Genomic DNA, 26981 nt, shown 5'->3' with positions numbered 1-26981 from the left:
CCCTGTAAATAAATATTTTTGGGGGTTTTATTTTTTTGGGAAAAGGCTATAATATTCTTAGGAAAATATACACAGAAGAAGTGAAGGGATTTATGAGAGCAAAGGCAGTATCGAAAAAGAAGAGATATAAGATAAAAAAAGAGGTTTTTGACAGATTAAATGCTGAGGTGTATGGGACTTTTTTGCTTTTTATCACCCTATTTTTTGTTTTTTCAGTTTTAACAGATAAAGTAGGAATAGTTGGTGAATTTATCAAGAAAACTTTGTTAGGATGTTTTGGGATTGGTGTTTTTATAATACTTGCTTTCATGTTCTATGTATCACTTGATTCAATTTTAAGAAGACCAAAAGTGTTTGACAAGAGGGATGTGGTAGTATTTACTTATATACTTCTTATATTCATGATTTTTACCACCTTTATTCAATCGAATATAAAAACTTCAGATTCATTTATAAAGTTTTTAAAAGATGCATACTTTGATGGTTTGAATTTCAAGGGTTTTGGCGTGTTTGGTGTTGGTGTTACATATCCTTTTGTATCGTTGTTTGGTTTTACTGGTACATTAATTATTTGTTTTTCTATGCTTATAATTATGAGTATGATTGTTTTCAGTTTTTCTATAAGAGGTTTATTAAAAAAAAGGACAATTAATAATATTCGGCAAGATGAAAAGATGATAGAAGAAACTACAGAAGAAGAGAGTATAAAACTAAAAACTGATGTTTTGCACAATTTCAATATTGACGTTGAAACTGAAGAAAAAAAAAGTGAGGAAGTTCCTATAAAATTGTCCAAAAAAAGCAGGAAAGATATTAAAACTGCGGATAAAAAAAGGTTTTTGCCTTCAAGCGACCAATATCTTTATCCTCCCATTGATTATCTCAGAAAACCGACTGATAACTTGCAGATTTCAAAAAAAGATATCAATGAAAATGTAAGAAAGCTTGAAGAAACATTAAAAAACTTTGGAATTGAAGCTCAGGTGACAGAAGTAAATATAGGGCCAACAATTACAAGATACGAACTGCAACCTGGGCAAGGTGTAAAGGTAAGCAGAATTGTCAATCTTTCTGATGACATTGCTCTTGCACTGGCAGCACCATCTGTTAGAATTGAGGCACCAATTCCAAACAAGTCTGCAATAGGGATAGAAATCCCAAACAAAGAACCAAAACCTGTTTATATAAGAGAGCTGATTGAAAGTCCAGATTTTTATACACTGCAGTACAAGATACCATTTGCCATAGGAAAAGACGTTGCAGGAAGTCCTGTGATATCGGATATAACAAAAATGCCTCACCTTTTGATTGCAGGTGCAACAGGATCAGGTAAAAGTGTGTGTATAAATTCGCTTATAATTAGCATTCTTTACAGGTGTATGCCTGATGAGGTAAAACTGATTTTAATTGACCCAAAGGTTGTTGAGCTGAGTCTGTACAATGGCATACCCCACCTTTTAATACCTGTTGTGACAGATACAAAAAAAGCTGCAAACGCACTTGCTTGGGCAGTGGGTGAGATGACAAATAGATACAAGCTTTTTGCCCAGGCAGGAGTGAGAGATGTTATCGGCTATAACAAGTGGTGTGAAGAAAATAGACAAGATAAGCTTCCGTATATAGTAATTATTATAGATGAGCTTGCCGACCTTATGATGGTATCACCTGCTGAGGTTGAAGATAGTATATGCAGACTTGCACAGATGGCACGAGCAGCAGGTATGCATCTTGTTGTTGCAACACAAAGACCTTCTGTAGATGTTATCACTGGTCTTATAAAGGCAAATATTCCGTCGCGAATAGCCTTTGCTGTGTCATCCCAAGTTGATTCACGCACTATTTTAGATCAAGCGGGTGCTGAAAAACTATTGGGAAGGGGTGATATGCTCTATCTTCCAATAGGTTTGGTAAAACCAATGAGAGTCCAAGGTGCGTATGTTTCTGAAAGCGAAGTTGAGAAAATTGTTGAGTTTTTAAAACAGAACTTTAACATTGAGTACAATCAGGAAGTGATTGAAGAGATAAACAGCAAGGTTTTGGATGTTAAAGATGACAAGGCTGACGAACTTTTGATAAAGGCTATCCAGCTTGTAGTGGAAGCTCAGAACGTCTCAACTTCATTTTTACAAAGAAAACTCAGAGTTGGCTATTCAAGAGCAGCAAGACTAATCGATCAGATGGAAGAAAGAGGAATAATTAGCAAGATGGATTCTACTGGTAAACGCCAGGTTTTGATAACCAAGGAGCAGTTTGACGAGATGCTTATGAATATGGAGTGAGAAAATAGGATGGTTTTTTTACCTATTTGCAGGGAAGACATGAGAAAGCGTGGGTGGGACGAACTTGACTTTGTATTTGTGTGTGGAGATGCGTATGTTGACCATCCTTCTTTTGGACATGCAATAATATCAAGAATAATAGAGGATTATGGTTTTAGGATTGGAATAATTCCTCAACCAGATTGGAAAGATTCAAAAAGCATAACAGTACTGGGAAGACCGCGAATTGCTTTTTTAGTATCGGCAGGAAACCTTGACTCTATGGTGGCACATTACACTTCTTTCAAGAAGCCTCGAAGTGAGGATTATTATTCACCTGGTATGGAAAGAGGAAAGAGACCAAACAGAGCAACAATTGTTTATTGTAATTTGATAAGAAAAGAGTATGGTGACATTCCTATTATTATTGGTGGGATAGAGGCTTCTTTGAGAAGATTTGCTCATTATGATTATTGGTCTGATAAAGTAAGAGCCTCAATTTTGATAGACAGCAGTGCTGACCTTTTGATATACGGAATGGGAGAAAAGCCATTGTTTGAGATTCTATCAAGGCTCAAAAAGGGAGCGAACATAAAAGAGATAAGAGATGTGCAAGGGACATGTTATGTAGCAAAGGATATTCAGCATCTTGAAGGGAAAGACTTCATCATCATTGACAGCTATGAAAAAGTTAAAGAGGATAAAGTAGCGTACGCCCGAGCTTTTGCTATTCAATACAGGGAACAAAATCCATATACAGGCAAAATTATTGTACAACCACACAAAAATTTGTACGTAATTCAAAATCCGCCTGCAAAACCCTTGACAGTGGAAGAGATGGATTATGTTTATTCTCTGCCGTATGAGCGAAATTATCATCCCATTTATGAAAAAGAAGGCGGTATAAAAGCACTGGAAGAGGTCAAGTTTAGCATTGTATCTCACAGAGGGTGCTTTGGAGGTTGTAATTTCTGCGCTCTTCACTTTCATCAGGGAAGGATTATTCAAAAAAGGAGCCAGAAGTCAATCTTAGAGGAAGTAAAAAAGCTAACAAAACTTCCCGATTTTAAGGGATATATTCACGATGTTGGTGGACCTACTGCAAATTTTAGAAATCCTGCGTGCAGATTTCAGCTTGAAAGAGGTGCTTGCAAAAATAGACAGTGTCTTTTTCCTCAGCCGTGCAAAAATTTGGAGGTTGACCACAGCGAATATTTTGAACTTTTAGAGAAGATAAGAAAGATAAAAGGTGTGAAGAAAGTATTTATAAGGTCGGGAATAAGGTATGACTACCTTTTACTTGACAAAAACTACAGAAAGTTTTTGGAAAAACTCTGCATGTATCATATTTCTGGACAGTTAAAAATAGCACCTGAACATATCTCTAATAATGTGTTAAAATATATGGGTAAGCCACCGAAAGAGGTATATGAAAAATTTGTAAAAGAATATTTTGAGACAAATAAAAAGCTGAATAAAAAACAGTTTATCATTCCTTATCTTATGTCGGGGCATCCTGGAACAAAGCTTGAAGATGCAATTGAGCTTGCAGTGTTTCTAAAAAGAAATGGATTTGTACCAGAGCAGGTTCAGGACTTTTATCCAACACCTGGAACTGTATCAACTACTATGTATTACACCGAATTGGACCCATTTACCTTAGAGAAGGTCTATGTTCCAAAGACGTTGAAAGAAAAGATGATGCAAAGAGCTCTTTTGCACTTTAATAATCCCAAAAATTATGATTTAGTGTATGAGGCTTTGAAAATAGCAAAAAGAGAAGATTTGATAGGATATAGCAAAGATTGCTTGATTCCACCAAAACAAAAAGATGGAGGTAATAAAAGTGCCAGCAAAGATAATAGATGGGAAAAAGATAGCGAAAGAAATAAAAAATGAAGTAAAGATAGAGGTTGAAAAACTAAAACAAAAGGGAATAGAGCCAACTTTGGCTGTTGTGATTGTAGGAGATGACCCGGCATCCAGAAGCTACGTGAATTCCAAGAGAAAAGCATGTGGCGAGGTTGGAATAAATTCTATGGAGTTTGCCCTCAGTAAAGACACAACTCAAGATGAGCTTGAGAGCTTGATTGACAGACTGAACAGGGATGAGAAAATAAACGGTATACTGGTTCAGCTTCCGCTGCCAAATGGACTTGATGAGAAAAGGATTTGCACAAAAATCCTTCCACACAAGGATGTTGATGGATTTCATCCGCTCAATGTTGGAATGGTTGCAACTGGCATAGAGTTTGAAAAAGCAATCAAACCATGTACGCCATTTGGGATTATTGAGCTTTTAAAAAGAGAGAATATAGAGATAAAAGGAAAACATGCTGTTGTGATAGGAAGAAGCAATATTGTTGGGAAGCCTTTATCTTTACTTCTTTTGAGAAAAAATGCAACAGTTACCATTTGTCATTCATATACAAAAGATTTAAAAGAGATTTGCAAACAGGCAGATATACTTATTGCTGCCGTTGGAAAACCAAGATTTGTGACATCTGATATGGTAAAAGAAGGAGCAGTTGTCATTGACGTTGGAATAAATAGGGATGTTGATACCCACAAACTTGTTGGTGATGTTGACTTTGAAAGTGTAGAAAAAGTGGCATCGTTTATTACACCTGTTCCCGGCGGTGTTGGGCCAATGACAGTTGCTATTCTTATGAAAAATACACTTTTTGCTACCATGCTTCAAAACAATCTGGTGTAGAGAAGGAGTGCCAAGAATTGATAAAGGTTGGGTTTGTCTCACTGGGGTGCAACAAAAACCTTGTTGACAGTGAAATAATGATGGGCGCATGTGTCGGGGCAGGATTTGAAATAACCCCAGATGCAGAGGATGCCGATGTGATTGTTGTAAACACATGTGGTTTTATAAACGATGCAAAACAGGAGTCCATAGATACTATATTAGATATGGCTGAATATAAGAACAAAAAGTGCAAATTTTTAGTAGTAACAGGGTGTTTAGCGCAAAGATACAAAGATGAGATATTAGATCAGATGCCGGAGGTTGATGCAATACTTGGTGTGAAAGAAATGCTAAAACTGCCTGAGGTTATAAAAGATTTGTATGAAGGTAAGCAGAAGATAAAACTGTTCGATGATACTTCTTCGTTTGTGTACAATAGTTCAATGGCAAGAGTGATTGCTACACCCAGTTACTATGCCTACATAAAGATAGCAGAAGGGTGTAACAACAGATGTTCTTATTGCTCCATACCACTTATTAGAGGCAAGTATACAAGCAGACCACTTGAAGATATCGTGAAGGAAGCAAACGAATTAGCAGAGAAGGGATATAAAGAGATTATCCTCACAGCTCAGGATACTACAAAGTATGGTTTGGATTTGTACGGCAAGAAGATGTTACCTGCTTTGCTTGAAGAACTTGAAAAGATTGAAAAAATCAAGTGGATAAGATTTTTGTACTCTTACCCTGAGGATGTGGATGAAAATCTTATTGAGGTGGTAAAATCTTCTTCTAAAATAGTTAATTATTTTGACATTCCAATCCAGCATATAAATGATAGAATATTAAAACTCATGAACAGAAAAACAACAAAAGAAGGTATAAAAAGACTGATAGAGAAGATAAGACAAAATTTTGATGAGGTTGTAATTAGGACAACAGTTTTGGTTGGGTTTCCTACAGAAACTGATGAGGAATTTGAAGAACTGTGTAGCTTTTTAAAATGGGCTGAGTTTGACAGGCTTGGTGCTTTTATGTATTCTCAAGAGGAAGGAACAATTGCTTCGCAGCTTCCTCAGGTTGACGATGAGGTGAAACAAAGAAGATATGAAAAGGTTTTGAATATTCAGAGAAAAATTTCTAAAAGGCAGAACAAAAAGCGAGTTGGCAGAGAATACGAAGTGGTTATAGAGGCAAAAGATAAAAACAACTTTTACATTGGAAGGAGCCAGTTTGAAGCACCAGAAGTTGACGGAAAAGTTTTGGTGTTTTCTCAAAATAAACTGACAGTTGGCAAGTTTGTCAAGGTAAAGATACTTGATGCGTTTGAGTATGATTTGGTAGGAGAGATAATTTGATGAATATCGCCAATATTTTAACAACTGTGAGGATACTCCTGATACCTGCATTTATGTTTTTCTTGCTTTACAGTAGCATTCCGTATTCAAGAGTGATAGCAGCATCAATATTTATTGTTGCTGCAATTACCGATAGCTTAGATGGATATATTGCAAGGTCAAGAAAAATTGTAACAAATTTTGGTAAATTCTTGGACCCTCTTGCAGACAAGTTGTTGATAACCGCAGCACTTGTGTGTTTAGTGGAGCTGCGAAAAATTTCGTCTTGGGTTGCCATGATTATAATTGGAAGAGAATTTGTGGTAACTGGCCTTAGGATGGTTGCAGCGGCTGAAGGTGTAGTTATTTCTGCAAATATATGGGGAAAACTGAAAACAATAAGCCAGATTGTGGCAGTTGTGCTTCTTTTGCTTGACAACTATCCTTTTGTTCTTCTGGGGTTTCCTCTTGATAAGATAATGTTGTACGTGGCAGTAATACTTACAATTTATTCAGGTTTTGATTATATAAAAGCTAACTGGAAAGTGATAGATTTTACAAAAAAGTGAGGCGAAAATTTTATGGTAGCAGAAGTTATAAGTGTTGGGACCGAGCTGTTACTTGGTCAGATTTTGAACACAAATAGTCAGTATCTTGCCCAAAAGTTGGCCGAAGTTGGTATTGACCTTTATTTCCAGACAACTGTTGGGGATAATATGGAAAGGCTCAAAATGGCAATTGATATAGCCACAAAAAGGTCTGACATACTGATTTTTACAGGAGGGCTTGGTCCAACATCTGATGACATTACAAAAGAAGCAGTAGCCGATTATTTTGGTTTAAGCCTTGTGATGGATAAAGATATATTAAGAAAAATTGAAATGTTTTTTAAACACCGGAATGTAAAAATGCCTGAGATTAACAAAAAACAGGCATATGTCCCCGAAGGTGCAAAAGTTCTTCACAACAAAAATGGTACAGCACCTGGATTTATCATTGAAAAAGGTAGTAAGATTGCAATTTTGCTTCCTGGACCTCCGTTTGAGATGCAGCCGATGTTTGAAGAAGAAGTTTTACCTTATTTAGAGAAATTTTCAAAACAAAAGATTTACTCAAGAGTGTTAAAGTTTGTTGGAATAGGTGAGTCTTCTATTGAAGAGGCTCTGAAGGATTTAATCCTCTCTCAGACAGACCCAACGATGGCTCTTTATGCAAAGCCGTTTGAAGTTGAGCTGAGAATTACAACAAAAAAAGAAAATGAGAAGGTTGCAATGTCACTTCTTCAATCGATTGAAGATAGAATAAGAGAACGTTTAGGAGAATATATTTATGGCATAGATAAACAACTTTTAGAAGAGGTTGTTGTAAGATTGCTTACGCAAAAGAACTTGAAGGTTAGCGTTGCCGAGTCGTGTACAGGAGGACTTATCTGTAACAAGCTTACCAATGTGCCAGGTGCATCTGAAGTTTTTGACAGAGGGTTTATAGTATATTCAAATGAGGCAAAGATAAAACTGCTTGGTGTTCCAGAGCAAGTGTTGAAAGAGCACGGGGCAGTTAGCCATCAGACAGCAAGGTATATGGCACAGGGAGCACTTTCAAATTCGCTTGCCCACATTGCTTTGTCTGTGACAGGAATTGCAGGGCCAGGCGGTGGAAGTGAAACAAAACCTGTTGGGCTTGTATATATTGGTATTGCAACAAAAAATAGTGTTGAGAGTTTTGAATTAAGGTTTTCTGGCGATAGGTTAAAAATAAAAGAGATGACTTCAAAAGCTGCCCTCAACATTTTGAGAAAAAAAATAATTGATTATTGAAAAGTTAGAAGCAAAAGTATATAATAATTCTAAACATGTGTTCGAAAAGATGGAGGTTAAAAATGGAAAACTTAGATAAGAAAAAATCCTTAGATAAAGTTATTATGGAAATTGAGAAGGCTTACGGGAAAGGCGCTATAATGAAGCTTGGTGAGATGGCAAAAGAAAATATTGATGTAATACCTACAGGCGCGCTTTCTTTAGATATTGCGCTTGGCGTTGGAGGAGTTCCGCGGGGTAGAATTGTAGAGATTTATGGTGCAGAGTCATCTGGCAAGACCACTATTGCGCTTCATATAATTGCAGAGGCACAGAAGATGGGTGGAGAGGCAGCATTTATTGACGCTGAGCATGCGCTTGACCCATTTTATGCTAAAAAACTCGGTGTTGACATAAACAATCTTATTGTGTCTCAGCCAGACAGCGGAGAGCAGGCACTAGAGATTGTTGAGGCGCTTGTTAGAAGTAATGCAATAGATGTTATTGTAATTGACTCTGTTGCAGCGCTTGTGCCTCAGGCAGAGATTGATGGTGAGATGGGAGAAGCGCATGTTGGGCTTCAGGCAAGGCTCATGTCACAGGCGCTCAGAAAACTTGCTGGTATCACAAGCAAAACTAAGACCACAGTCATATTTATAAACCAGCTTCGTGAAAAGGTCGGTGTGATGTTTGGTAACCCAGAGACAACACCGGGTGGTAGAGCACTCAAATTCTATGCATCTGTCAGGTTAGAAGTTAGAAAAGGTGAAATTATCAAATCTCAAGGCCAGCCGATAGGTAGCAAGGTAAAGGTTAAGGTTGTGAAGAATAAAGTTGCACCACCGTTTAAAGAGGCTGAATTTGATTTGATTTATGGAGAAGGAATTTCAAAAGAAGGAAATGTTTTAGATGTTGCAGTTAACATAGATGTTATTCAAAAGAGTGGCGCATGGTATACTTACAATGGTCAGAAGATTGGGCAGGGCAGAGAAAACGCAAAACAGTTTTTAAAAGAAAATCCTGATATAATGCAGGAGATAATTGAAAAGATAAGGCAGAATGCAAACCTTGCATTTGAGAAAATAAAGACAACAGCAGAGATTTCTGATGAGGATTTGCTGTTGAGTGGTGAAATTAATGAGGATATTGGATAAAAAGATAGTGGGAAACAGAATTTTACTTGTTTTTGACCATGCTAAAGAAGTTGAGATTGACAGAGAGGTCTATCTTGAAAAAAGATTGTATGCAAAAGATGAGATAGATCAAAAAGAATTGGAAGAGGTTTTATTTGAGAGCAGTCTCAAAGGCGCTAAAAAGATGCTTGTAGGGTACATTCAAAAATATCCTCTCAAATCTGAATATGGGTATTACAAGTATTTGCTTTCCCGCGGGTATGATTCGGCTACTGCTTTGAAAGCGGTAGCTTATTTTGTTAATAGCGGATACATTGATGAGCTGGAAGCTGCAAAAAGGCTTGTAAATAAGTATCAAAAGAAAAAGTCAAGCTTTGAGATATTACAGCTTTTGCGGAAAAATGGGTTCAAATCATCCACAATTTCAAAGCTAAATTTAAAGTCTGAAAATGATAAAGAAATTCTTGTAAAGCTTTTGCAAAAGAAGTTAAAGAGAGTAAGTAAAGAGGATAGCAAAGAGATTTTAAAGGTTATTAAGTGGTTTGTGGCAAGAGGATATGACTACAATACAGTAGTTGAAAAAATTAGAGAATTCTTAGATTATTGAGAAGTCGCCATTGTTGACACTGTATGCAAAAAGTAATAAAATTTAATTGAAGCAGTTTTTTAAAATTGTTGTTGAGTTATTCAACACAAAGGAGGTGCAAAAGATTAGTGAGACATTGAAGTTTGTAATTATTGGATCAGTTGTTTTAGTAGCATCAATGGTTGCCTTTTTCTTGGGCTATTTATATAGAAAGAAGATTGCGGAAAAAACCATAAAAAGTGCTGAACAAGAAGCCCAAAGAATTGTTGAGGAGGCCAAAAAACAGGCCGAAGCATATAAAAAAGAGGCAACACTCCTTGCAAAAGAAGAGATACACAGAGCAAGGAGCGAATTTGACAGAGAGGTAAGAGAACGAAGAGCAGAACTACAGAGGTTTGAAAGAAGACTTATCCAAAAAGAAGAGATGCTTGACAAAAAGATGGCTTCTGTAGAAGAAAAAGAAGAACAACTCAATCAGAAGCTGAAAGAGATTCAAAAACTCCAAGAGGAGATTGAACTTTTAAAACAAAAAGAGCAGGAAGAGCTACAAAGGATTTCTGGGCTCACTCAGGAAGAAGCTAAACAAATAATACTCAAGAGTGTTGAGCAGGATGTCAAACATGATGTTGCGCTCATGATAAAAGAGCTTGAACAGCAAGCAAAAGAAGAAGCTGACAAAAAAGCCAGAGAAATTATTGCTACTGCTATCCAGCGTTATTCATCAGACTATGTTGCAGAAAATACTGTATCTGTTGTTACACTGCCAAACGACGAAATGAAAGGCAGAATCATAGGTAGAGAAGGAAGAAACATCAAGACATTTGAGACTGTTACAGGAATTGACCTTATAATTGACGACACACCCGAGGCGGTAATATTATCAGGGTTTGATCCAATAAGGCGTGAGATAGCAAAACTCACTTTAGAAAAGCTCATTTTGGATGGACGAATACATCCTGCGAGAATTGAAGAGATGTATGAGAGAGCAAAACGAGAGGTTGAGAATAAGATTCGAGAAGAAGGAGAAAGAGTTGTATTTGAGCTTGGGATTCACAATTTGCATCCAGAACTCATTAAGCTCATAGGAAAACTTAAGTACAGAACAAGTTATGGTCAAAATGTTCTTGCACATTCTATTGAGGTAGCAAACATAGCAGGTATCATGGCAGCAGAGCTTGGTCTTGACCAAAGTATTGCAAAACGCGCAGGTCTGCTTCATGACATTGGCAAAGCAGTTGACCATGAAATGGAAGGGTCACATGCCCTGATTGGTTATGAACTTGCTAAAAAGTATAAAGAGACAAACCCGGATGTCCTTGAAGCGATTGGTGGACATCACGGTGAGATGGAAACAAAGTCAATTTACAATGTGTTAATTCAGGCTGCTGACTCTGTTTCAGCGGCACGACCAGGAGCTCGAAGAGAATCTCTTGAGTCTTATATTAAAAGACTTCAGAAACTTGAAGAGATTGCGAATTCTTTTGATGGTGTTGAAAAAGCTTATGCAATCCAGGCAGGAAGAGAGATAAGAATAATGGTAAAGCCTGACCATGTGAGTGACGATGATATTGTTATAATGGCAAGGGAGATAGTAAAGAGAATTGAAAGTGAACTTGATTATCCAGGTCAGATAAAGGTGAACGTAATCAGAGAAGTTCGAGCAGTTGAATATGCAAAATGAGAAAAAAAGCGTGTTTTGTTCATAGCTTTTAAAAGCTTTGAACAAGACACGCTTTTTATAAATTTATTCTGGAAAATATCTGGAGGTATGGAATGAGATTTTTGGCTATAGGAGATGTTGTTGGAAGACCGGGGAGAAACATTCTAAAGAGCACCCTCTCTAAACTTAAGGAGAATTACAAAATAGATGTTGTGATTGCTAACTGTGAGAATGCTGCAGGTGGCAATGGACTTACTAAAAAGGTGGCTGATGATCTTTTTTCTATAGGAATTGATGTTATGACAATGGGAAACCATGTGTGGGCAAATAAAGAGATTTTTACTTTTATAGAAAACGAGTCCAGAATAATAAGACCTGCAAATTATCCGGAGGGAACAACCCCTGGTAGAGGATATAATGTGTTTGAAAAAAATGGTATTAAATTTGCAGTTATTAACCTGTGTGGTAGAGTTTTTATGGAAAATTTAGATTGTCCTTTTAGAAAAATTGATGAGATTTTAACAAAAATAGAATGTCCAATAATCATTGTTGATTTTCATGCAGAGGCCACATCAGAAAAGATAGCCCTTGGCTTTTATGTTGATGGTCGTGTTTCTTGTCTTTATGGGACTCACACACATGTTCAGACAGCAGATGAAAAAATACTTCCAAACGGTACTGCTTATATAACAGATATTGGTATGACTGGACCTTATGACTCTGTTTTAGGTGTTGACAAGGATATTGTAATTCAAAAATTCACAACTCTTCTTCCTGTCAGATTTGAGGTTGCCAAAGGTAAAGCTCAGTTTAATGGCATTGTGTTTGAAGTGGACAGCAGTAGCGGAAAAGCAGTTTCTATTGAGAGAATAAGCTTTACGCTGGAAGAGTAAATATGAATTTGGTTATCCTTTTTAAGAGCTGCAATTAATTGGAATTTGCAGCTCTTATTTTTTTCTCATAATCTTCTGGGTAACATAATAATAATTTAATATAGAACAAATGAGAAAGGAATGTGAGGTCTTAATGGCAGTTGCAAGTGTAAATACAGAAGTTGAGAAACTCCTTAACAGACTTCCTGCCGAGATTGTTTACACAATCAAAACAACCTTTGAAGAAAATCTTCATGAAATTTGTGAGATAAAAATAAACTTAAACTGTCCACTAATTGTAATTGGTAAAAGAGAGTATGTCTTTGAAAGTTTGATAATTACAAAAGAAATTTTAAACAAATGTATAAGCAGGCTGACAAACAACTCTCTGTTTACATACGAAAAAAACATACTCCAGGGATATTTTACAGTTGACGGTGGGCATAGAATTGGAGTTGCTGGAAAATTTACCTTTGAAAATGGAAACAAACAGGGTTTTGTCAGTTCAATCAGTGGGCTTAATATAAGAGTGTCTAAAGCAGTTAGAATAGAACCCGAAAAAATCTTAAAAAATATAGTGAAAGAGAATCTTGATAGTATCTATAACACTCTCATAATCTCCCCGCCTGGCTGTGGGAAAACTACACTTCTCAGAAACATTATAAGAATCTTAAGCTCTGGTGAGGGAATTTTAGCAGGAAAAGGATTTAGAGTGGTGGTAATTGATGAAAGATCTGAGATTTGTCCAGAGAATAACGACAGAAAGGAGATTGGTATCAGAACCTTTGTGTTGGACGGGGTGGATAAGCTGAGAGGAATTTTAATGGCTGTGAGAAGTTTAAATCCTCAAATAATTGCGATGGATGAGCTTGGGTCGCCTTTAGATTATTTGGCAGTTTGTGAAGCTTCAAAGATGGGTGTAAAATTAATTGCTACAATGCACGCAGAATCGGTAGAAGACCTCTATATGAGAGAGTTTTCAAGAAAAATAGTTAATCAGGGTGTATTTGAAAAAGTGATTACTTTAAGTTTTCGAAACGGTCCTGGAACTATTGAAAAAATAATATCATTGGGTGAAGAAAGAAATGGTGATTAAGGTAATTGGTTCGATTTTAATTATTTTTTCATCTTGCATGATTGGATACTATCAAACATTAAAGTTGGGGCAACAGGTAAAGATTGTAAATCATATGATAGTGTTTTTTACATATGCAAAAGCAAATGTAATTGCAGCACGTTTGACGTTTGCCGAGATTTTAGAAAATTTTAAGCTCAAAGAAGAAAATAAATTTAATCAAGTAATTGAATACTACTTTTTGTCCATAGGTAAAAAACAAAGTGATGTAAAAAATATTTACCAACTTAGCGAGAATCTTCATGGTCTTCTTATAAGTCTTTTTAATGTAATAGCTTTTTACTCTATAAACGAGATAGAAAAAGTTTTGGATGAAGGAATCAGAGAATTGAGAGAATACTACGATATTTACAAGCTTAAGTACAAAAAATATAGTAAAATGTTTGCAGTGCTTGGGATTTTTTGTGGAGTATCTATCTGCATATTACTTCTATAAATAGGTTGAGGTGTAAGAATTGATGAATGGAATAGATTTAATTTTCAAGATAGCAATAATAGGTATCATCCTATACCTTGTAAATCAGGTGCTTATAAAAGCTGAGAAAGAAGAACTTGCCATGATGACAACCCTTGTAGGAGTTATAATTGTGCTTTTTCTCGTAATTGACCTCATAAGAAGGTTTTTTGATACTGTTAAATCAGTTTTTAATCTTTACTAAGTTGCCAAGGGACTGCAGAAAATGGAAATATTAAATATAATTGCGCTTTGCCTGGTCTCAATATTTGTTGTGAGTATATTAAAAAGAACTCAAAAAGAGATTGGACTTGCTATAACGGTCTTTGTTGGAATACTAATTTTTTTAATGATGATTGATAAACTTGTGTATGTTGTTGAGAAAATTGTTGAAATGAGCAATAGAGTCTCTTTTGCAAGTGGCTATATAAAGACGTTAATAAAAATGACTGGTATTGCCCTAATTTCAGAGTATACATCAAGTGTGTGTAAAGACAGCGGTGAAAGTGCAATTGCTGAAAAGGTGGAATTCGCAGCAAAAATTATAATCTTATTTTTATCAATTCCTTTAATATTGAGTTTGTTCGATTTGATTACCAAATTTTTAAGGTAAGAGGAATGAATAATGAGACAAAAGATTTTAGTTTCAGTGAGTATACTTTTACTTTTCATGGTAATATTTGGATGTTGCCAAGCATCCCAAATTTCACAAGAGTACATCAAAAAAGCGAAGCAAATTTTATATGACTATGCTGAAAAAGATATAAGTAGTTATCTGGAAAACATTATAGAACAAAAGAGAGCAAATTTGGATGTGGTAAATATTTTAAAAAGGAAAATAACAGAGCAGTTTTCTTCTACTTTTCGTCAGATAAGTTTGATATTTATAATAGCATTATTATACATACTTATTGCAAGTGTTCAAACAGGTCTTAAGAATCAGTCTGTTTCAAATGTGACATTTTTAGCTTTTTTCTTTACTGAGATTTTGATTGTACTTCAAAATTTAAAAGGTATTCTTTTAGATGCCCAGCAAACAGTTGAAAATGCATGTAATTTTGCTGAGGTATTTTTTCCTCTTTTTGTTTCTCTAATAGCCTCTATGGGGTATCCAACTTATGCAACTGCAATTAGTCCGAAGATAATGTTTGCTATTGTTTTTTCGTCTGAATTTTTGAAAAACATTATTTCACCCTTTGCGTACACCTACATACTTCTCAGTATTCTATCTAATATCGATAGTGGAAGATTGGGATTAAGAAGAGTTTTGAATTTATGTAAAACTATATTGATGTGGAGTATATTAATTGGGATTGTTGTGTTTGTTGCTATTGTATCTGTCGAAGGTATTGCGAACGTTACAGTGGACAGTTTAATTACAAAATCAATAAAATACAGTGTTGGTAATTTTGTACCGTTTGTAGGGAAGATATTATCTGATGCTGCAGATACCATTGCCACAAGCCTTGCCATAGTAAAAAATTCTTTGGGTATGATAGGTTTGATAGTATTACTCATAGGAATAGGAATTTCACTTTTAAAGATTTTGGTAGTATTTGTTGTTTTCAGAATAGCAGCTATTTTTGTGGGGCTGGTTGGGGATACAAAGCTTGCTCAGTTATTAGATGACTATGCGGATATACTCATTTTGATTTTTGCAATATCATTTGCAGCTTTGTGTATGTTTGTTGTTACGTTTTCCTCATCACTCTTTTTGCTTCAGGTTGGAAGGTGAGAATGTGCAAGAGATTTTAAATGAAATTAGTCTTTCTCTGTTTTATATAGTGATAATTGCAATTTTAATCGAAAACTTGGTAAATGAAAAATACAAAAAATACATAGATGTTTTTCTGGGACTGACTGTAAGTATGGTGTTAGTAGCACCTATTATTGAAAAAACAGATTATTTAAAATTTGAATTTGAGAAAAGTCTACAAAGGATAGAAAATGAATTTAACCAGCAAGGAGTTTACTCTTCAGAGATTTATAGACAAGCTCTTATACAAGAGTATAAAAGCAGGTTGAAAGATGATATTGAAGATAATGTAAAAGATAAATGTGGGAAAGAGATACACATTGTTGAAATAAACATATATGAAAATATGGATTCGCCTGATTTTGGTAAGGCTTATGAAGTAATAATTGAAGGTGAGTATGACAATAAGGTGGTTGAGATAATTTCAAATAAGTACCGCGTACGCAAGGATAAAATCTATTTCCAAAAGTTGAGGTGAAAAAAATGACTGATTTTAAAAAAATAAAAAATTTACTTGAAAATATCGTAAAAAACAAAGATTTAATTATTTTTTTGGGTGTATGTGGAATATTTCTTCTTATAGTTTCTGCAAACTTTTCTACATCGTCAAAACAGACAAGTGCTACTATAAAACAACAAGAAATTCAAGAGGATGGGCAGCAGTACGAACAGCTAATTGAGAAGAGACTTGAGAGTATATTAAGAGAAATAGACCCAACAGGAGATGTTTCAGTAATGATTACTTTTGATAATTGCTATGAGTATGTGCTTGCTACTGAAACAAGAGAAAACAGGCGAAGTGAAAAACAAAATCAAAATACAACACTTTCTGAAGAAGAAATAGATAGCAAAGTGGTGCTACTTCAACAGCAAGGTGAATCAAAACCTTTTGTGGTGAAAAAGATATATCCAAAGGTCAGAGGAGTGGCTATAGTTTCAAAAGGAGCAAGGGATAAGAAAATATATATAGGACTTATTAAGGCTGCATCAACTGTGCTTGGTATAACTCCTGATAAAGTGGAGGTGTTTGTTAAGTGAACAAGAAGATATTTGTAAAAGTATATAACAAGAGACAGATTATGATAATTTCGTTTGTTGTCTTGCTTATAGTAGCAGGAATTGTAAATTCAAGAGTGGAGCTTGGGAATAAAAAGAAGATAAACCCTTCTGTAATTGAAGTAAGTAATTCGACTGTACATAAAAGTGAAAACAATGCTGGAGAAAGTATAATAGATGAAATGAAACTAAAAAGAGAAATAGAAAGATCTAAAGAAATCAACCTTTTAAAATCTCTTTTAAATGACCAAACTGATGCAAATGTGCAGAAAAGAATTGATGAGAAGATAGCAAGGATTATTGACATCAGCAACAAGGAGATGATATGCGAAAATGTTCTAAGTTCCAAGGGTTTGGGAGAGAGTGTAGTGTTTTATACAGATGATACAATATATGTTGTTGTACAAAAGAAACTTAAGAAACAAGAATTGATTCAAATACAAAATGTGATAATGAACGTATTCAAAGTAGATTTTAACAAGATAAGGGTGTCTCAAAGTAAAAACTTAAATTAACTAATGTTGTTAAAACCAAAATGTATAGGGTATAATATAAACATGAAAGAAAATTGTTATAAAAGTGAGGAGGTATTTTAATATGTCAGAAAACAGTATTAGCGAAACAATGGGTGGGGTTGTAAAGATTGCTGAGGAAGTTGTTGCTATAATAGCAGCAGTTGCAGCTTCAGAAGTAAAAGGTGTCGCATCAATGGTGGGGTCGTGGACAGGCAATATTACAGAAGCTCTGGGTAAAAAGAACTTGGCAAAAGGTGTAAAAGTTCAGGTTGGAGAAAAGGAAGCAGCAATTGACATCTACATAACAGTAGAGTATGGTGTCAGAATTCCAGAGGTGGCATGGGAGATTCAGGAGAGAGTGAAGAATGCTGTTGAAAGCATGACAGGTTTGAAAGTTGTTGAAGTCAATATACATGTTCAGGGGATAAAGTTTGAAAAAGAAGACCAAAAAGAAGAGGTGACAGAGTAAATCTCTGGGCAGCAGAGATTTACTCTCATTTTTGTGAGGAGGAAAGATGCAAATGAAAATTGGAGAGAGAATACTTTTGACTATATTCACATTAATTGTAATTTTCCTTTCTATCATTGCTATTTTGCTTTCGCTTAACATATTTGACATAGATACTGTACAGGCTGCGGTAAATAATTACATGAATACACCTATATATGCTATCGTACCACTACTTTTGATAGTTATGGGGATTTCAGTAATGTTCATTGGCGTTAAAAAGAAAAAGGCAAGGCTTGGGATTGTTCACACAAATGAGTTTGGTAATCTTTTAATATCACCAAAAACATTTGAGTCTGCAGGGTACAATGCAGTAAAGGATATAAAGGGAATAAAAGATACTTCAATTGAGATAGAGTTTGACGAAAGTGGGGTTATTTATTACATTGATGCTATTGTTACAAATGATGTCAATGTACCTGAGTTGACAAAAGAGGTTCAAAATGCTATAAAGACTCATGTGGAAGTGGCGATAGGAATTCCTGTTAAAGCTATTAACTTTCACGTGAAGGATATGGTTGCCCCGCAAGTGCCTATTACTCATTTGAGGTAGGGATGTTAAAATGGATTTATTAAAGGAATTTTTTATAAAACACTTGGGAGAAATAATAGGCGGGCTAATTGGTCTTGTATTTGCGATATTTGTGCTTATTTTTGGTTTTTTTAAAACACTATTTATATTCATTTGCATAGCGGTTGGAATATTTATAGGCGGACGATATTTCGAAAAGAAGAAATTAATTGAGTTTTTAGACAAACACTTACCATGGTAAAAAAAGGGGTTGAAAAGAAAGAAAAATGCACAGAAGAAGGAAGACAAGAGAACTCTGTATGAAGATTTTGTATGCTTACAGATTTGAAGTTGATACGCAAGACATAATAGAGTTTTACAAAAAATTTAGAGAATTAAATCAAGATGAAGATTTCAAAGACATAGATGAGAAATATCTTGAAAGATTATTAAAAGGAGTTATTCAAAACCAGCAGATAATAGATAACCTTATTGAAAAATATTCAAAAGATTGGCCACTTAGCAGACTTCCAATGGTTGAGCTTGAACTTATGAGAATTGCTGTGTATGAGCTTTTATTTGAAGAAGAAGTGCCTGTTTCTGTTGCAATTGACGAAGCTGTTGATATGTCAAGTATATTTGGAATAGAGAAGGCACCAAGCTTTGTGAACGGTATACTTGGAAGGATTGCTGCAAATGAGGTGAAAAGAGGCCAGAAATCATGATGATAAACAATATAGTTTCTAAAAAAGAATGGAGCGTTTATGAACTTACAAGCTATTTAAAAAAGAAAATTGAAATTGATGTGCTATTGAAGAACATATACCTAAAAGGTGAGGTTATAAGACCTTCAGTTTCAGGTGACCATCTTTATTTTGAACTGAAGGATTTAGAATATGATGCAAAGATAAAATGTGTATTTTTTTGGTTTGACAAAAGTGTTGAGATAAAGCATGGCTCCAAAGTGCTTGTAAAGGGCAATGTCATTTTTTATGAAAAAGAAGGAATAATTGAGCTAAAAGTAAGCGAAATTACTGATATAGGCCTTGGAGAGCTGTTTGTAAAATTAAAACAACTTGAAGAAAAGTTAAGACAGGAAGGACTATTTGACTCAAAGTACAAAAAAGAAATTCCACGTTATCCTAAAAAGGTAGGGATAGTCACTTCAAAAAATGGTGCAGCAATTAGAGACATTCTTAATACAATTTATACCCGATTTGAAAACATTCAGGTATACATTTACAGCTGTTCAGTTCAGGGACAAAATGCTCCATATGAGATTTGCGAGGGAATAGAATATTTCAACACAGCAGAGCCTGTTGAGGTTATTATTGTTGGACGTGGTGGCGGTGCATTTGAAGATTTAATGGCATTCAACAGCGAAATAGTAGTAAGAAAGATATTTGAATCTAAAATTCCTGTTATATCAGCGGTGGGGCATGAGAGAGACTATGTTTTAAGTGATTTTGTTGCAGACATGAGGGCTATAACTCCCACCAATGCCGGCGAAATGGTGGTGAGTTTCCAGAAACAGGCGCTGGAAAAGCTAAATGAATGTCATAAGAGAATGAAAAGTGCGATGGAAAAGATATTTAATATGATTAAAGAGAAAGTTGGAATACTTCAATATAAATTGTACCAAAATTCACCAGCAAATACCATTGCAAAACGTGCACAGGATATTGATTTGTATTGCCACAAGCTATCTTTTGCAATTAGTAAAAAGCTCCATGAAGCTCATAGAAACTTGAAAAATTTTGAAAAAAGATTGGCTGATTTGAACCCTGAATCAAGGCTCTCGGTTGCGAGAACAAATTTTGATAACTGTAGTAGAAGGCTTGGGGAAGCTTTCAAAAAGATTTTTCAGCAAAAAGAGTTTGCATATAAGGTCAATCTGGAAAAGTTAATTGCCCTAAATCCCCTGAATGTTTTAAAGAGAGGGTATTCAATCACATTACATAATTCTAAGATTTTAACTACCATTTCGCAGATAAGTAATGGAGATGAGATAGTTACTCAGCTTTCAGATGGTATAATAAAATCTAAGGTGTTTTTCAAGCAAGAAGGAGCTGAAAGTGATGTGTGAACTGCAGAAAGATATGAAATTTGAAGATGCGATGAAAAGATTAGAGGAAATTGTTAAGAGTTTGGAAGATGGTAATCTTTCTCTTGAGGAAGCTATAAAGCTATACGAAGAGGGAGTTAGGCTTTCTAAGGTTTGCAATGACATACTCCGTAGCGTGGAAAAGAGAGTTGTGTTAATTGAAAAACTAAATGGAGAATATATTCAAGATGATATTACTAATGACATTTATGGAGGCTTGGGACAGAAAGAATGATAAACATGGAGTTAGAGGAATATATAAATCTTTCGCAGAAAAAAGTAGAAGAACATTTAAAAAAAATTTTAAAAGAAAGGTCTCCAGAAATAATATATCAGGCTATGCGATACAGTGTTTTTGCAGGAGGAAAAAGGCTCAGACCTTTGCTATGTTTGCTTTCATATCAGATGGTTTCAAAAGACCAAATGGTAGACGAAAAAATTTTGGATATAGCATCTGCAATAGAACTTATTCATACTTATTCTCTCATTCACGACGACTTGCCAGCAATGGACAATGATATTTTGCGCAGAGGAAAACCGACAAATCACGTAGTGTTTGGAGAAGCAATAGCCATTTTGGCAGGGGATGCGCTTTTAAATTTAGCAGCAGAAGTTTGCTTAGATTGGATACTGAGCTATGGTTGCGAAAAAAATTTAGTAAGAGCCGCTAAATATCTTTTCTGGGCATCTGGTGTGGAAGGTATGATAGGTGGTCAGGTTATTGATATAACAAACTCAGGACATAATATTAAAAGCGAAGATCTTTTGTTTGATATGCACTTGAAGAAAACCTCAAGATTGATTCAGGCATCATGTGTATGCGGAGCTCTTGTAGCAGGTGCAGAAGACGATATTATATCTGACTTGGAGGAATATGGGAAAAATCTTGGTCTTGCTTTTCAAATAAGAGATGATATTTTAGATGTTATAGGTGACAGTAAAAAAGTGGGCAAAAGTATAGGGAAGGATATAAAGGAAAAGAAGAATACTTTTGTAACCTTTTATGGTTTAGAAAGAGCACAGCAACTTGTTGAGCATTATTCTAATAAAGCTATAGATGTAATAAAAAAGTATGATAATTCAAAACTTCTTATAGAACTTACCAATTATTTGATAAATAGAGAAAAATAATAGTTGACATAATTCAAATAAAATTTATAATAGGGTATGCGAGCAGGTCGAACGGCTGCGCAGGGGATAATTTCCCTTGTGAGGAAAGTCCGAGCTCCACAGGGCAGGGTGCTGGGTAATACCCAGTGGAGGCGACTCCAAGGAAAGTGCAACAGAAAAGTACCGCCATCCATTTTTTCTGGATGGTAAGGGTGAAAAGGTGAGGTAAGAGCTCACCAGCAGTCAGGCGACTGACTGGCTGTGCAAACCCCACCCGGAGCAAGACCAAATAGGGGAACAATGCAGTGGCCCGCTGCGTTCCCGGGTTGGTCGCAAGAGGTCTGATGGCAACGTCAGACCCAAAGAGAAATAGCCGTTCTCGACAGAACTCGGCTTACAGACCTGGTCGCACATCAAAAAAATAATTTTGAAAAATGCCCAAAGCAAAAAGAAGCTTTGGGCATTTTTGCGTTTTATGTGTTTTTTATTTTACTTTTGATAACATTTTTAAGACTCTTTGCACCAGGTTCCTTCACGTTCTTTTTAAGATAAATTACAGATAAAAATCTCAAAAAGCCTGATACAAAAAATGCAACATGGTATGTAGCTATATCTAAATGCATATAATTTTTGAAAAAGATAACAATGTAAGGTGCTACATTTTCTATCAGATAACCTCCAAGCACAATTGGAATTGCTGACCCAAATATTGCATTGAACATGTTTATAACACCAACATACATGGAGGTTTGAGTCTGGTCAGATAGTTTAAGAATCAAATTATTGTTACTCATATCAATTATAGGCCACAACAGTCCTGCAAAAATACTTATTATAGTCACTAAATACTTGTAATTATTTTCATTAGTAAAACACCACACAATAGGCAAAAACGACAAAATACTTGTTGCAAAAAGAAGCATGGGTCGATTACCTATTTTATCAACCACTCTTCCTATGTAAGGTAATGTAAGTATAGTTATAATGTTACTCACAATCTGCGTTAGGAGAATTATATCAAAATAACTCATTTTAAGGTTTTTTATCATATACATATTAAAGTACGGACCTGCAATGCTAAGTCCAAAATTCCAAACAATAAAAAAGACCATAAATTTTTTAAAATGATTATTTTTAAGTGTTGAAACAAACATATTCTTCAAATCGATTTGTTGGTCCTGGACCTTCATAGGAATATCTTTCACAAAGAAAAAACACGCAATATCAAGCATTCCCATTATAGCTGCGAACACAAAAACTATAGAAAATCCTAAAAGGTTATTATAAATGTCCAGAAATTTGCCAATGGCAAGTCCACTGAGCATTCCAACTATTGTAGAAATTGTTGCTCTTCTAGAAAAGAATCTACCTCTTATGTGTACTGGAACTAAATCATTAATCCATGACCAAAAAGAAACATTTGTAAACGAATTAGATATTGAAGATATTGTCATTAATAGTACTAAAAATAACAACAAGATGTATGAGCCCTTTCCCAAAATCAGTGGTAAAATGGCAATTAAAGCCCACGGCAGTCTATGAATAAATCCGCTTATTAAAAATATAAATTTTCTTTTTTTTGATTTCTCAAGAAAATAAGACGCAAAAACTTGTGCCACACCGCCAAGCACTGGCAGTGCGAGCATTATACCATACATTAAATCACCGAAACCTATAGCCTTTGCAAATCCTGCAACTGGTGACCCTGTCGTTACATTGAAAAAAACAATTCCAAATGTGATACCAAGAATAACAAAATTGAGACTTTTGCGCAAAGAATTATCTGATGTCAAGTCTGCATTTAATTTGAACATCTAATGACCCCCAAACAAGCTACATTATTTACTTTGTTGTAAATTCATTTTTTCTTTCACACAGTTTATTATACTCCAATATTTTATTAAAAAAAACTGTAGGTTTAAAAACCTACAGTTTAACCTTAAAATTTTGTCAAAAACAACTACTGCTCAAGCTGTTTCCCAAAAAAAGATGTTGCAGCTTGAACAAGTTTGTACTCTGAGTCACCCATAATAACATGGGATTGTGTTGAACACATAATTACACTACCTATTACACTTCCTTCAGAAAGTATAGGGCTCACAATCTGAGCTGTATATCTTGTTGTATCACCTTCAACAATTGGTATACTGCTCATATCACTTTCAGATTTAACAACAATAATAGAATTTTCATCCATTACTCTTTCTAATTCTTGACTCAGAGGTTTGTCCATATAATCCTTTTTAGAAGCACCTGCAACAGCTATTACTCTATCTCTGTCAGTTATGATTATAGTATGTCCAGTTACCTGATGAAGAGTTTCAGCATATTCTTTAGCAAATGCGCCCATTTCACCAATTGGGGAGTATTTCTTTAAGATTACCTCACCTTCATTATCAGTATATATTTCAAGCGGGTCACCTTCTCTGATTTTAAGAGTTCTTCTTATTTCTTTTGGTATTACAACTCTTCCTAAATCGTCGATTCTTCTAACTATTCCTGTTGCTTTCATATTATTCAGCTCCTTTTTTAAATATTTTCTATAATTAGTTTTGATAATTCTTTATAGCATTATTCTTTACTTTTCTTCGTCAACTTTTTTTATTAAATTTTCCAGTTGAATTTTTCTGAATGTTTGTTTTCTGAGCATATTATTCACAATTTGTTTTGGCAGCTTGTCTTTATAATGCTTTAAATATCCTTCTGTATAGAGATAGTTTTTAACTAAATTTCTAACTTCATCTTCCCTATCATGTTCGTTTAATATGGCTTTTTGTATATTTTCTATTTGCTCTTCTCTTCGCCTTTGCTTTTGAATAACTTGTTGGATCTTTTCATATGGTAAAATCTCCCCATACTCTTCAAGATGACGTTTGGTTCTGGTATAATTTTCAACAAGGTTTTTAAAGTGTTCAAACCTGCGTTTGTTTATATTATGGTCGTTCATCATTGTTTTCACCTTTGAATAAAATATTCTACTTAGTATTTTTTACAAATGAATATAATTTTAATCTTAAAATCGATTTTAAAATAAATAAAATTTACTGTATAATAAAATACAAGTCAACTTTATATTTGTAGAGAGAGGGCGATAAATAAAAATGAAAAAAGTCTTAATGGGCAACGAAGCTGTAGCATATTCTCTTTTTATCAATGGCGTAAATGTTGCGGTTGGATATCCTGGTACACCTTCAACAGAGGTTATAGAAACATTAAAAAATTTTAAAGATGACGACTTTTATGTAGAATGGTCTACAAATGAAAAAGTGGCACTTGAAATAGCAGCAGGTGCAAGCCTTGCAGGAGCAAGAGCTGTAGCTACAATGAAACAGGTGGGGTTGAACGTTGCAGCAGATCCTCTTTTATCGCTTACTATTGTGGGTGTAGAAGGTGGACTTATAGTGTTTGTAGCAGATGACCCTGGACCTCATTCCTCTCAGACAGAGCAGGACACTCGAAACTTTGCGAGGTTTTGCAACCTGCCTGTCTTTGATCCTTCTTCTCCAAAAGAAGCATTTGAGCTCATAAAACCTGCTTTTGAGATTTCAGAAAAATACAAGTTGCCTGTGCTTTTTCGAATGACAACAAGAGTTTGTCATTCCAACCAGTCAGTTGAGTTTGAATTTAAAAGAGAAAAGAAGAAGGTTAAAGGCTTTGTGAAAAAGCCAGACTGGGTTATTTTACCTGCACTTTCGTACATAAAACATGTTGAACTAAAACAAAAACTTCAAAATATGAAAAAAGAACTTTCTGTTTACAACAAAATTGAAGGCAGAGGGAAAATAGGAATTATAACAGGGGGAGTTTCATATTTTTATGTCAAAGAAGCTATAAAGGGTTATGATGATTTGTTTTCAATATTCAAGATTACAATTCCACATCCCTTAGATGAGGAATTTATACTGGAATTTGTAAAGGATAAAGAAATGCTAATATTCATTGAAGAGCTCGACCCAGTTTTAGAAGAAGAAGTAAAACTAATACTTTTTGAGAATGGTAGAATTATCTCAACATATGGAAAGCGAAATGGTTATGTTCCATTTGCTGGTGAACTCGATGTCGACAAAGTAAAAGACATTTTAAACAGAATATTTTCTAACAAGCTACATATAAAGGAAAATACGCTTACAGATATTTTACAAATTCCAAAAAGGCAGGCACAACTTTGTGCTGGTTGTCCTCACAGAAATTCTTTTTTGGTTGTCAAATATGCAACTAAAGGGCAAGATGTAGTCTTCACGGGGGATATTGGTTGTTATACCCTTGGATTTGCTAAACCAATTTCAACCACAGACACTTGTCTTTGTATGGGTGCAAGCATTACAATGGCACAAGGTCTTAAAATTGCTGATGCTTCTAAAAAGATTATTGCCTTTATAGGAGATTCAACCTTTTTCCACAGTGGTATTACAGGACTTGTAAACAGCTACTACAATATGCATAACATAACTGTATGTATTTTAGACAATCTGACAACTGGAATGACAGGATTTCAACCTCATCCTGGAACTGGAAAGAAAATTTATGGAGAAGAAGGGAAAAAAGTAAATATTGAAAATATTGTAAAAGGAATAGGTATTGAAAAAATTTTAGTGATTGACCCTTACTCAGATTTCACAGAAAATGTAGACAAAGTTAGAGAATTTTTAAATACCGAGGAACTTGGGGTAATAGTCTTTCGTAGGGAATGTGCCAATCTAAAATCAAGAAAAAGTTACTTTAAAATAAATCAGAACTGTTTGAAATGTAAGGTATGCATTAATGTTACCGGCTGTCCAGCGATAGATGAAGATGAAAATGGAAGTATTTTTATAGATTCAGTTTTATGTAAGAGCTGTGGACTTTGCAAAAATTTTTGCCCCAATAATGCAATTGAAAAGGTGATGGAAAATGAATGATATTATAATAGCTGGAATAGGTGGTCAGGGGAATATTCTGCTTTCAAGGGTGATTTGCCAACTTTTTACGAATAGAGGTTTTGATGTAAAATCAGCTGAAAACATAGGAATGAGCCAAAGAGGCGGTTCTGTTGTGAGTTATATCAGGGTAGGAGATAATGTTGGACCAATTGTACCAGATGGTGAAGCTGATATTTTAATTGGATTAGAAATAACTGAAGCAGCAAGAAATATTAACAAAATTAATAAGGATTCTCTAATTATTTTAAATGATAGATTTGTAAAGCCTAAAAATTCAGAATTAGAAAAACAACAAATACTCAAATACTTTGAGAAAAATTTCAGAAAATTAACTATAATAAACGCTTGTAATATTGCTTTTAAATTAAATATGCCAAAAGCAGAGAATATTACAATGCTTACTTTAATATGCAAAAAAGGAATTTTACATTTTTCAAAAGAAGAAATTTTAACAGTTTTAAGTCAGGTCTTAAGTCCTCCAATGTACGAAATGAATAAAATTCTTGTTGAAAAAGTTTATGAGAAATATTAAAATTCTATATATTAGCAATATAATTGAGAAGAGAAAAGAAG

General features: G+C 34.7%; 30 protein-coding genes and 1 other RNA gene. 28 read left to right on the top strand and 3 right to left on the bottom strand.

Annotated elements, in window-relative coordinates:
* Positions 1 to 92: 92 nt before the first annotated feature.
* From CaldiYA01_RS07610 to rnpB, 26 genes are all read left to right on the top strand, one after another.
* Positions 93 to 2279: an FtsK/SpoIIIE family DNA translocase gene (locus CaldiYA01_RS07610; RefSeq protein WP_207182779.1), complete on the top strand. Its 2187-nt coding sequence runs from the start codon at positions 93 to 95 to the stop codon at positions 2277 to 2279.
* Between the two features lie 9 nt (positions 2280 to 2288).
* Entirely contained in the window at positions 2289 to 4157 is a 1869-nt protein-coding gene (locus CaldiYA01_RS07605; RefSeq protein ID WP_207178417.1) for a YgiQ family radical SAM protein, read from the top strand.
* A complete protein-coding gene (gene folD, locus CaldiYA01_RS07600; protein WP_238480495.1) occupies positions 4105 to 4974 on the top strand; it encodes a bifunctional methylenetetrahydrofolate dehydrogenase/methenyltetrahydrofolate cyclohydrolase FolD in 870 nt (289 codons plus the stop codon). The genes CaldiYA01_RS07605 and folD overlap by 53 nt, the downstream gene beginning before the upstream one ends.
* Before the next feature lie 17 nt (positions 4975 to 4991).
* Positions 4992 to 6314, top strand: coding sequence for a 30S ribosomal protein S12 methylthiotransferase RimO (gene rimO / locus CaldiYA01_RS07595; RefSeq protein WP_207178413.1), 1323 nt, complete (start codon positions 4992 to 4994; stop codon positions 6312 to 6314).
* The gene (gene pgsA, locus CaldiYA01_RS07590; protein ID WP_207178411.1) at positions 6314 to 6862 is read left to right on the top strand and encodes a CDP-diacylglycerol--glycerol-3-phosphate 3-phosphatidyltransferase; all 549 of its coding nucleotides are present in this window, start codon (positions 6314 to 6316) and stop codon (positions 6860 to 6862) included. The genes rimO and pgsA overlap by 1 nt, the downstream gene beginning before the upstream one ends.
* 12 nt (positions 6863 to 6874) lie before the next feature.
* Entirely contained in the window at positions 6875 to 8110 is a 1236-nt protein-coding gene (locus CaldiYA01_RS07585; RefSeq protein ID WP_207178409.1) for a competence/damage-inducible protein A, read from the top strand.
* A gap of 62 nt (positions 8111 to 8172) precedes the next feature.
* Positions 8173 to 9243: a recombinase RecA gene (gene recA / locus CaldiYA01_RS07580; RefSeq protein WP_207178407.1), complete on the top strand. Its 1071-nt coding sequence runs from the start codon at positions 8173 to 8175 to the stop codon at positions 9241 to 9243.
* A complete protein-coding gene (locus CaldiYA01_RS07575; protein WP_207178405.1) occupies positions 9227 to 9829 on the top strand; it encodes a regulatory protein RecX in 603 nt (200 codons plus the stop codon). Before recA ends, CaldiYA01_RS07575 begins: the two co-directional genes overlap by 17 nt.
* 94 nt (positions 9830 to 9923) lie before the next feature.
* A complete protein-coding gene (rny, locus tag CaldiYA01_RS07570; protein ID WP_207182776.1) occupies positions 9924 to 11489 on the top strand; it encodes a ribonuclease Y in 1566 nt (521 codons plus the stop codon).
* A gap of 92 nt (positions 11490 to 11581) precedes the next feature.
* Entirely contained in the window at positions 11582 to 12361 is a 780-nt protein-coding gene (locus CaldiYA01_RS07565; RefSeq protein ID WP_207178403.1) for a TIGR00282 family metallophosphoesterase, read from the top strand.
* Positions 12362 to 12494: 133 nt separating this feature from the next.
* Complete coding sequence (locus CaldiYA01_RS07560; protein WP_207178401.1) at positions 12495 to 13436, top strand: AAA family ATPase; 942 nt, start codon at positions 12495 to 12497, stop codon at positions 13434 to 13436.
* Positions 13429 to 13911, top strand: a complete 483-nt coding sequence (locus CaldiYA01_RS07555) for a sporulation stage III protein AB (protein ID WP_207182769.1) — start codon at positions 13429 to 13431, stop codon at positions 13909 to 13911. The genes CaldiYA01_RS07560 and CaldiYA01_RS07555 overlap by 8 nt, the downstream gene beginning before the upstream one ends.
* A 22-nt stretch (positions 13912 to 13933) precedes the next feature.
* Positions 13934 to 14134 carry a stage III sporulation protein AC gene (gene spoIIIAC / locus CaldiYA01_RS07550; protein ID WP_207178400.1) on the top strand — a complete coding sequence of 67 codons (201 nt, stop codon included), beginning with the start codon at positions 13934 to 13936 and terminating at the stop codon, positions 14132 to 14134.
* A 21-nt stretch (positions 14135 to 14155) separates the two neighbouring features.
* Complete coding sequence (gene spoIIIAD, locus CaldiYA01_RS07545) at positions 14156 to 14542, top strand: stage III sporulation protein AD (RefSeq protein WP_207178399.1); 387 nt, start codon at positions 14156 to 14158, stop codon at positions 14540 to 14542.
* Positions 14543 to 14554: 12 nt separating this feature from the next.
* The gene (locus CaldiYA01_RS07540) at positions 14555 to 15664 is read left to right on the top strand and encodes a stage III sporulation protein AE (protein WP_207178397.1); all 1110 of its coding nucleotides are present in this window, start codon (positions 14555 to 14557) and stop codon (positions 15662 to 15664) included.
* Between the two features lie 4 nt (positions 15665 to 15668).
* Positions 15669 to 16163: a stage III sporulation protein AF gene (locus CaldiYA01_RS07535; RefSeq protein ID WP_207178395.1), complete on the top strand. Its 495-nt coding sequence runs from the start codon at positions 15669 to 15671 to the stop codon at positions 16161 to 16163.
* A gap of 5 nt (positions 16164 to 16168) precedes the next feature.
* Positions 16169 to 16723, top strand: coding sequence for a hypothetical protein (locus CaldiYA01_RS07530; protein ID WP_207178393.1), 555 nt, complete (start codon positions 16169 to 16171; stop codon positions 16721 to 16723).
* Complete coding sequence (locus CaldiYA01_RS07525; protein ID WP_207178391.1) at positions 16720 to 17256, top strand: SpoIIIAH-like family protein; 537 nt, start codon at positions 16720 to 16722, stop codon at positions 17254 to 17256. Before CaldiYA01_RS07530 ends, CaldiYA01_RS07525 begins: the two co-directional genes overlap by 4 nt.
* A gap of 82 nt (positions 17257 to 17338) precedes the next feature.
* Entirely contained in the window at positions 17339 to 17725 is a 387-nt protein-coding gene (locus CaldiYA01_RS07520) for an Asp23/Gls24 family envelope stress response protein (RefSeq protein ID WP_207178389.1), read from the top strand.
* Between the two features lie 52 nt (positions 17726 to 17777).
* Positions 17778 to 18317, top strand: a complete 540-nt coding sequence (gene amaP / locus CaldiYA01_RS07515; protein WP_207178387.1) for an alkaline shock response membrane anchor protein AmaP — start codon at positions 17778 to 17780, stop codon at positions 18315 to 18317.
* 10 nt (positions 18318 to 18327) lie between these two features.
* Positions 18328 to 18537 (top strand): DUF2273 domain-containing protein, encoded by a 210-nt coding sequence (locus CaldiYA01_RS07510; protein ID WP_207178385.1) that lies wholly within the window; start codon positions 18328 to 18330, stop codon positions 18535 to 18537.
* Positions 18538 to 18562: 25 nt separating this feature from the next.
* Complete coding sequence (nusB, locus tag CaldiYA01_RS07505) at positions 18563 to 19000, top strand: transcription antitermination factor NusB (protein WP_207178383.1); 438 nt, start codon at positions 18563 to 18565, stop codon at positions 18998 to 19000.
* The gene (gene xseA, locus CaldiYA01_RS07500) at positions 18997 to 20361 is read left to right on the top strand and encodes an exodeoxyribonuclease VII large subunit (protein WP_207178381.1); all 1365 of its coding nucleotides are present in this window, start codon (positions 18997 to 18999) and stop codon (positions 20359 to 20361) included. Before nusB ends, xseA begins: the two co-directional genes overlap by 4 nt.
* Positions 20354 to 20614: an exodeoxyribonuclease VII small subunit gene (gene xseB / locus CaldiYA01_RS07495; RefSeq protein ID WP_207178379.1), complete on the top strand. Its 261-nt coding sequence runs from the start codon at positions 20354 to 20356 to the stop codon at positions 20612 to 20614. Before xseA ends, xseB begins: the two co-directional genes overlap by 8 nt.
* Complete coding sequence (locus tag CaldiYA01_RS07490) at positions 20611 to 21510, top strand: polyprenyl synthetase family protein (RefSeq protein WP_207178377.1); 900 nt, start codon at positions 20611 to 20613, stop codon at positions 21508 to 21510. The genes xseB and CaldiYA01_RS07490 overlap by 4 nt, the downstream gene beginning before the upstream one ends.
* A 39-nt stretch (positions 21511 to 21549) precedes the next feature.
* Positions 21550 to 21902: RNase P RNA component class A (gene rnpB, locus CaldiYA01_RS07485), an RNA gene on the top strand.
* A gap of 60 nt (positions 21903 to 21962) precedes the next feature.
* On the opposite strand, the gene CaldiYA01_RS07480 is transcribed toward rnpB, so the two are convergent.
* The 3 genes from CaldiYA01_RS07480 to CaldiYA01_RS07470 form a co-directional block, all read right to left on the bottom strand.
* Positions 21963 to 23303, bottom strand: coding sequence for an MFS transporter (locus CaldiYA01_RS07480; RefSeq protein ID WP_207178375.1), 1341 nt, complete (start codon positions 23301 to 23303; stop codon positions 21963 to 21965).
* Positions 23304 to 23449: 146 nt separating this feature from the next.
* Positions 23450 to 24001, bottom strand: a complete 552-nt coding sequence (gene spoVT / locus CaldiYA01_RS07475) for a stage V sporulation protein T (protein ID WP_207178373.1) — start codon at positions 23999 to 24001, stop codon at positions 23450 to 23452.
* Positions 24002 to 24067: 66 nt separating this feature from the next.
* On the bottom strand, positions 24068 to 24439 hold the full coding sequence (locus tag CaldiYA01_RS07470) for a hypothetical protein (RefSeq protein ID WP_207178371.1): 372 nt from the start codon (positions 24437 to 24439) through the stop codon (positions 24068 to 24070).
* A 151-nt stretch (positions 24440 to 24590) separates the two neighbouring features.
* On the opposite strand from CaldiYA01_RS07470, the gene iorA reads away from it, so the two are divergent.
* Together iorA and CaldiYA01_RS07460 are read left to right on the top strand one after the other, a co-directional pair.
* Positions 24591 to 26387: an indolepyruvate ferredoxin oxidoreductase subunit alpha gene (iorA, locus tag CaldiYA01_RS07465; protein ID WP_207178369.1), complete on the top strand. Its 1797-nt coding sequence runs from the start codon at positions 24591 to 24593 to the stop codon at positions 26385 to 26387.
* Positions 26380 to 26940, top strand: a complete 561-nt coding sequence (locus CaldiYA01_RS07460) for a 2-oxoacid:acceptor oxidoreductase family protein (RefSeq protein WP_207178367.1) — start codon at positions 26380 to 26382, stop codon at positions 26938 to 26940. The genes iorA and CaldiYA01_RS07460 overlap by 8 nt, the downstream gene beginning before the upstream one ends.
* Positions 26941 to 26981 lie beyond the last annotated feature (41 nt).

Origin of the sequence: Caldicellulosiruptor diazotrophicus (genome assembly GCF_017347585.1) — a bacterium.
Lineage (GTDB): Bacteria > Bacillota > Thermoanaerobacteria > Caldicellulosiruptorales > Caldicellulosiruptoraceae > Caldicellulosiruptor > Caldicellulosiruptor diazotrophicus.
The sequence above is the reverse complement of the archived record's forward strand: the minus strand, read 5'-3'. Positions and strand labels throughout refer to the sequence as shown.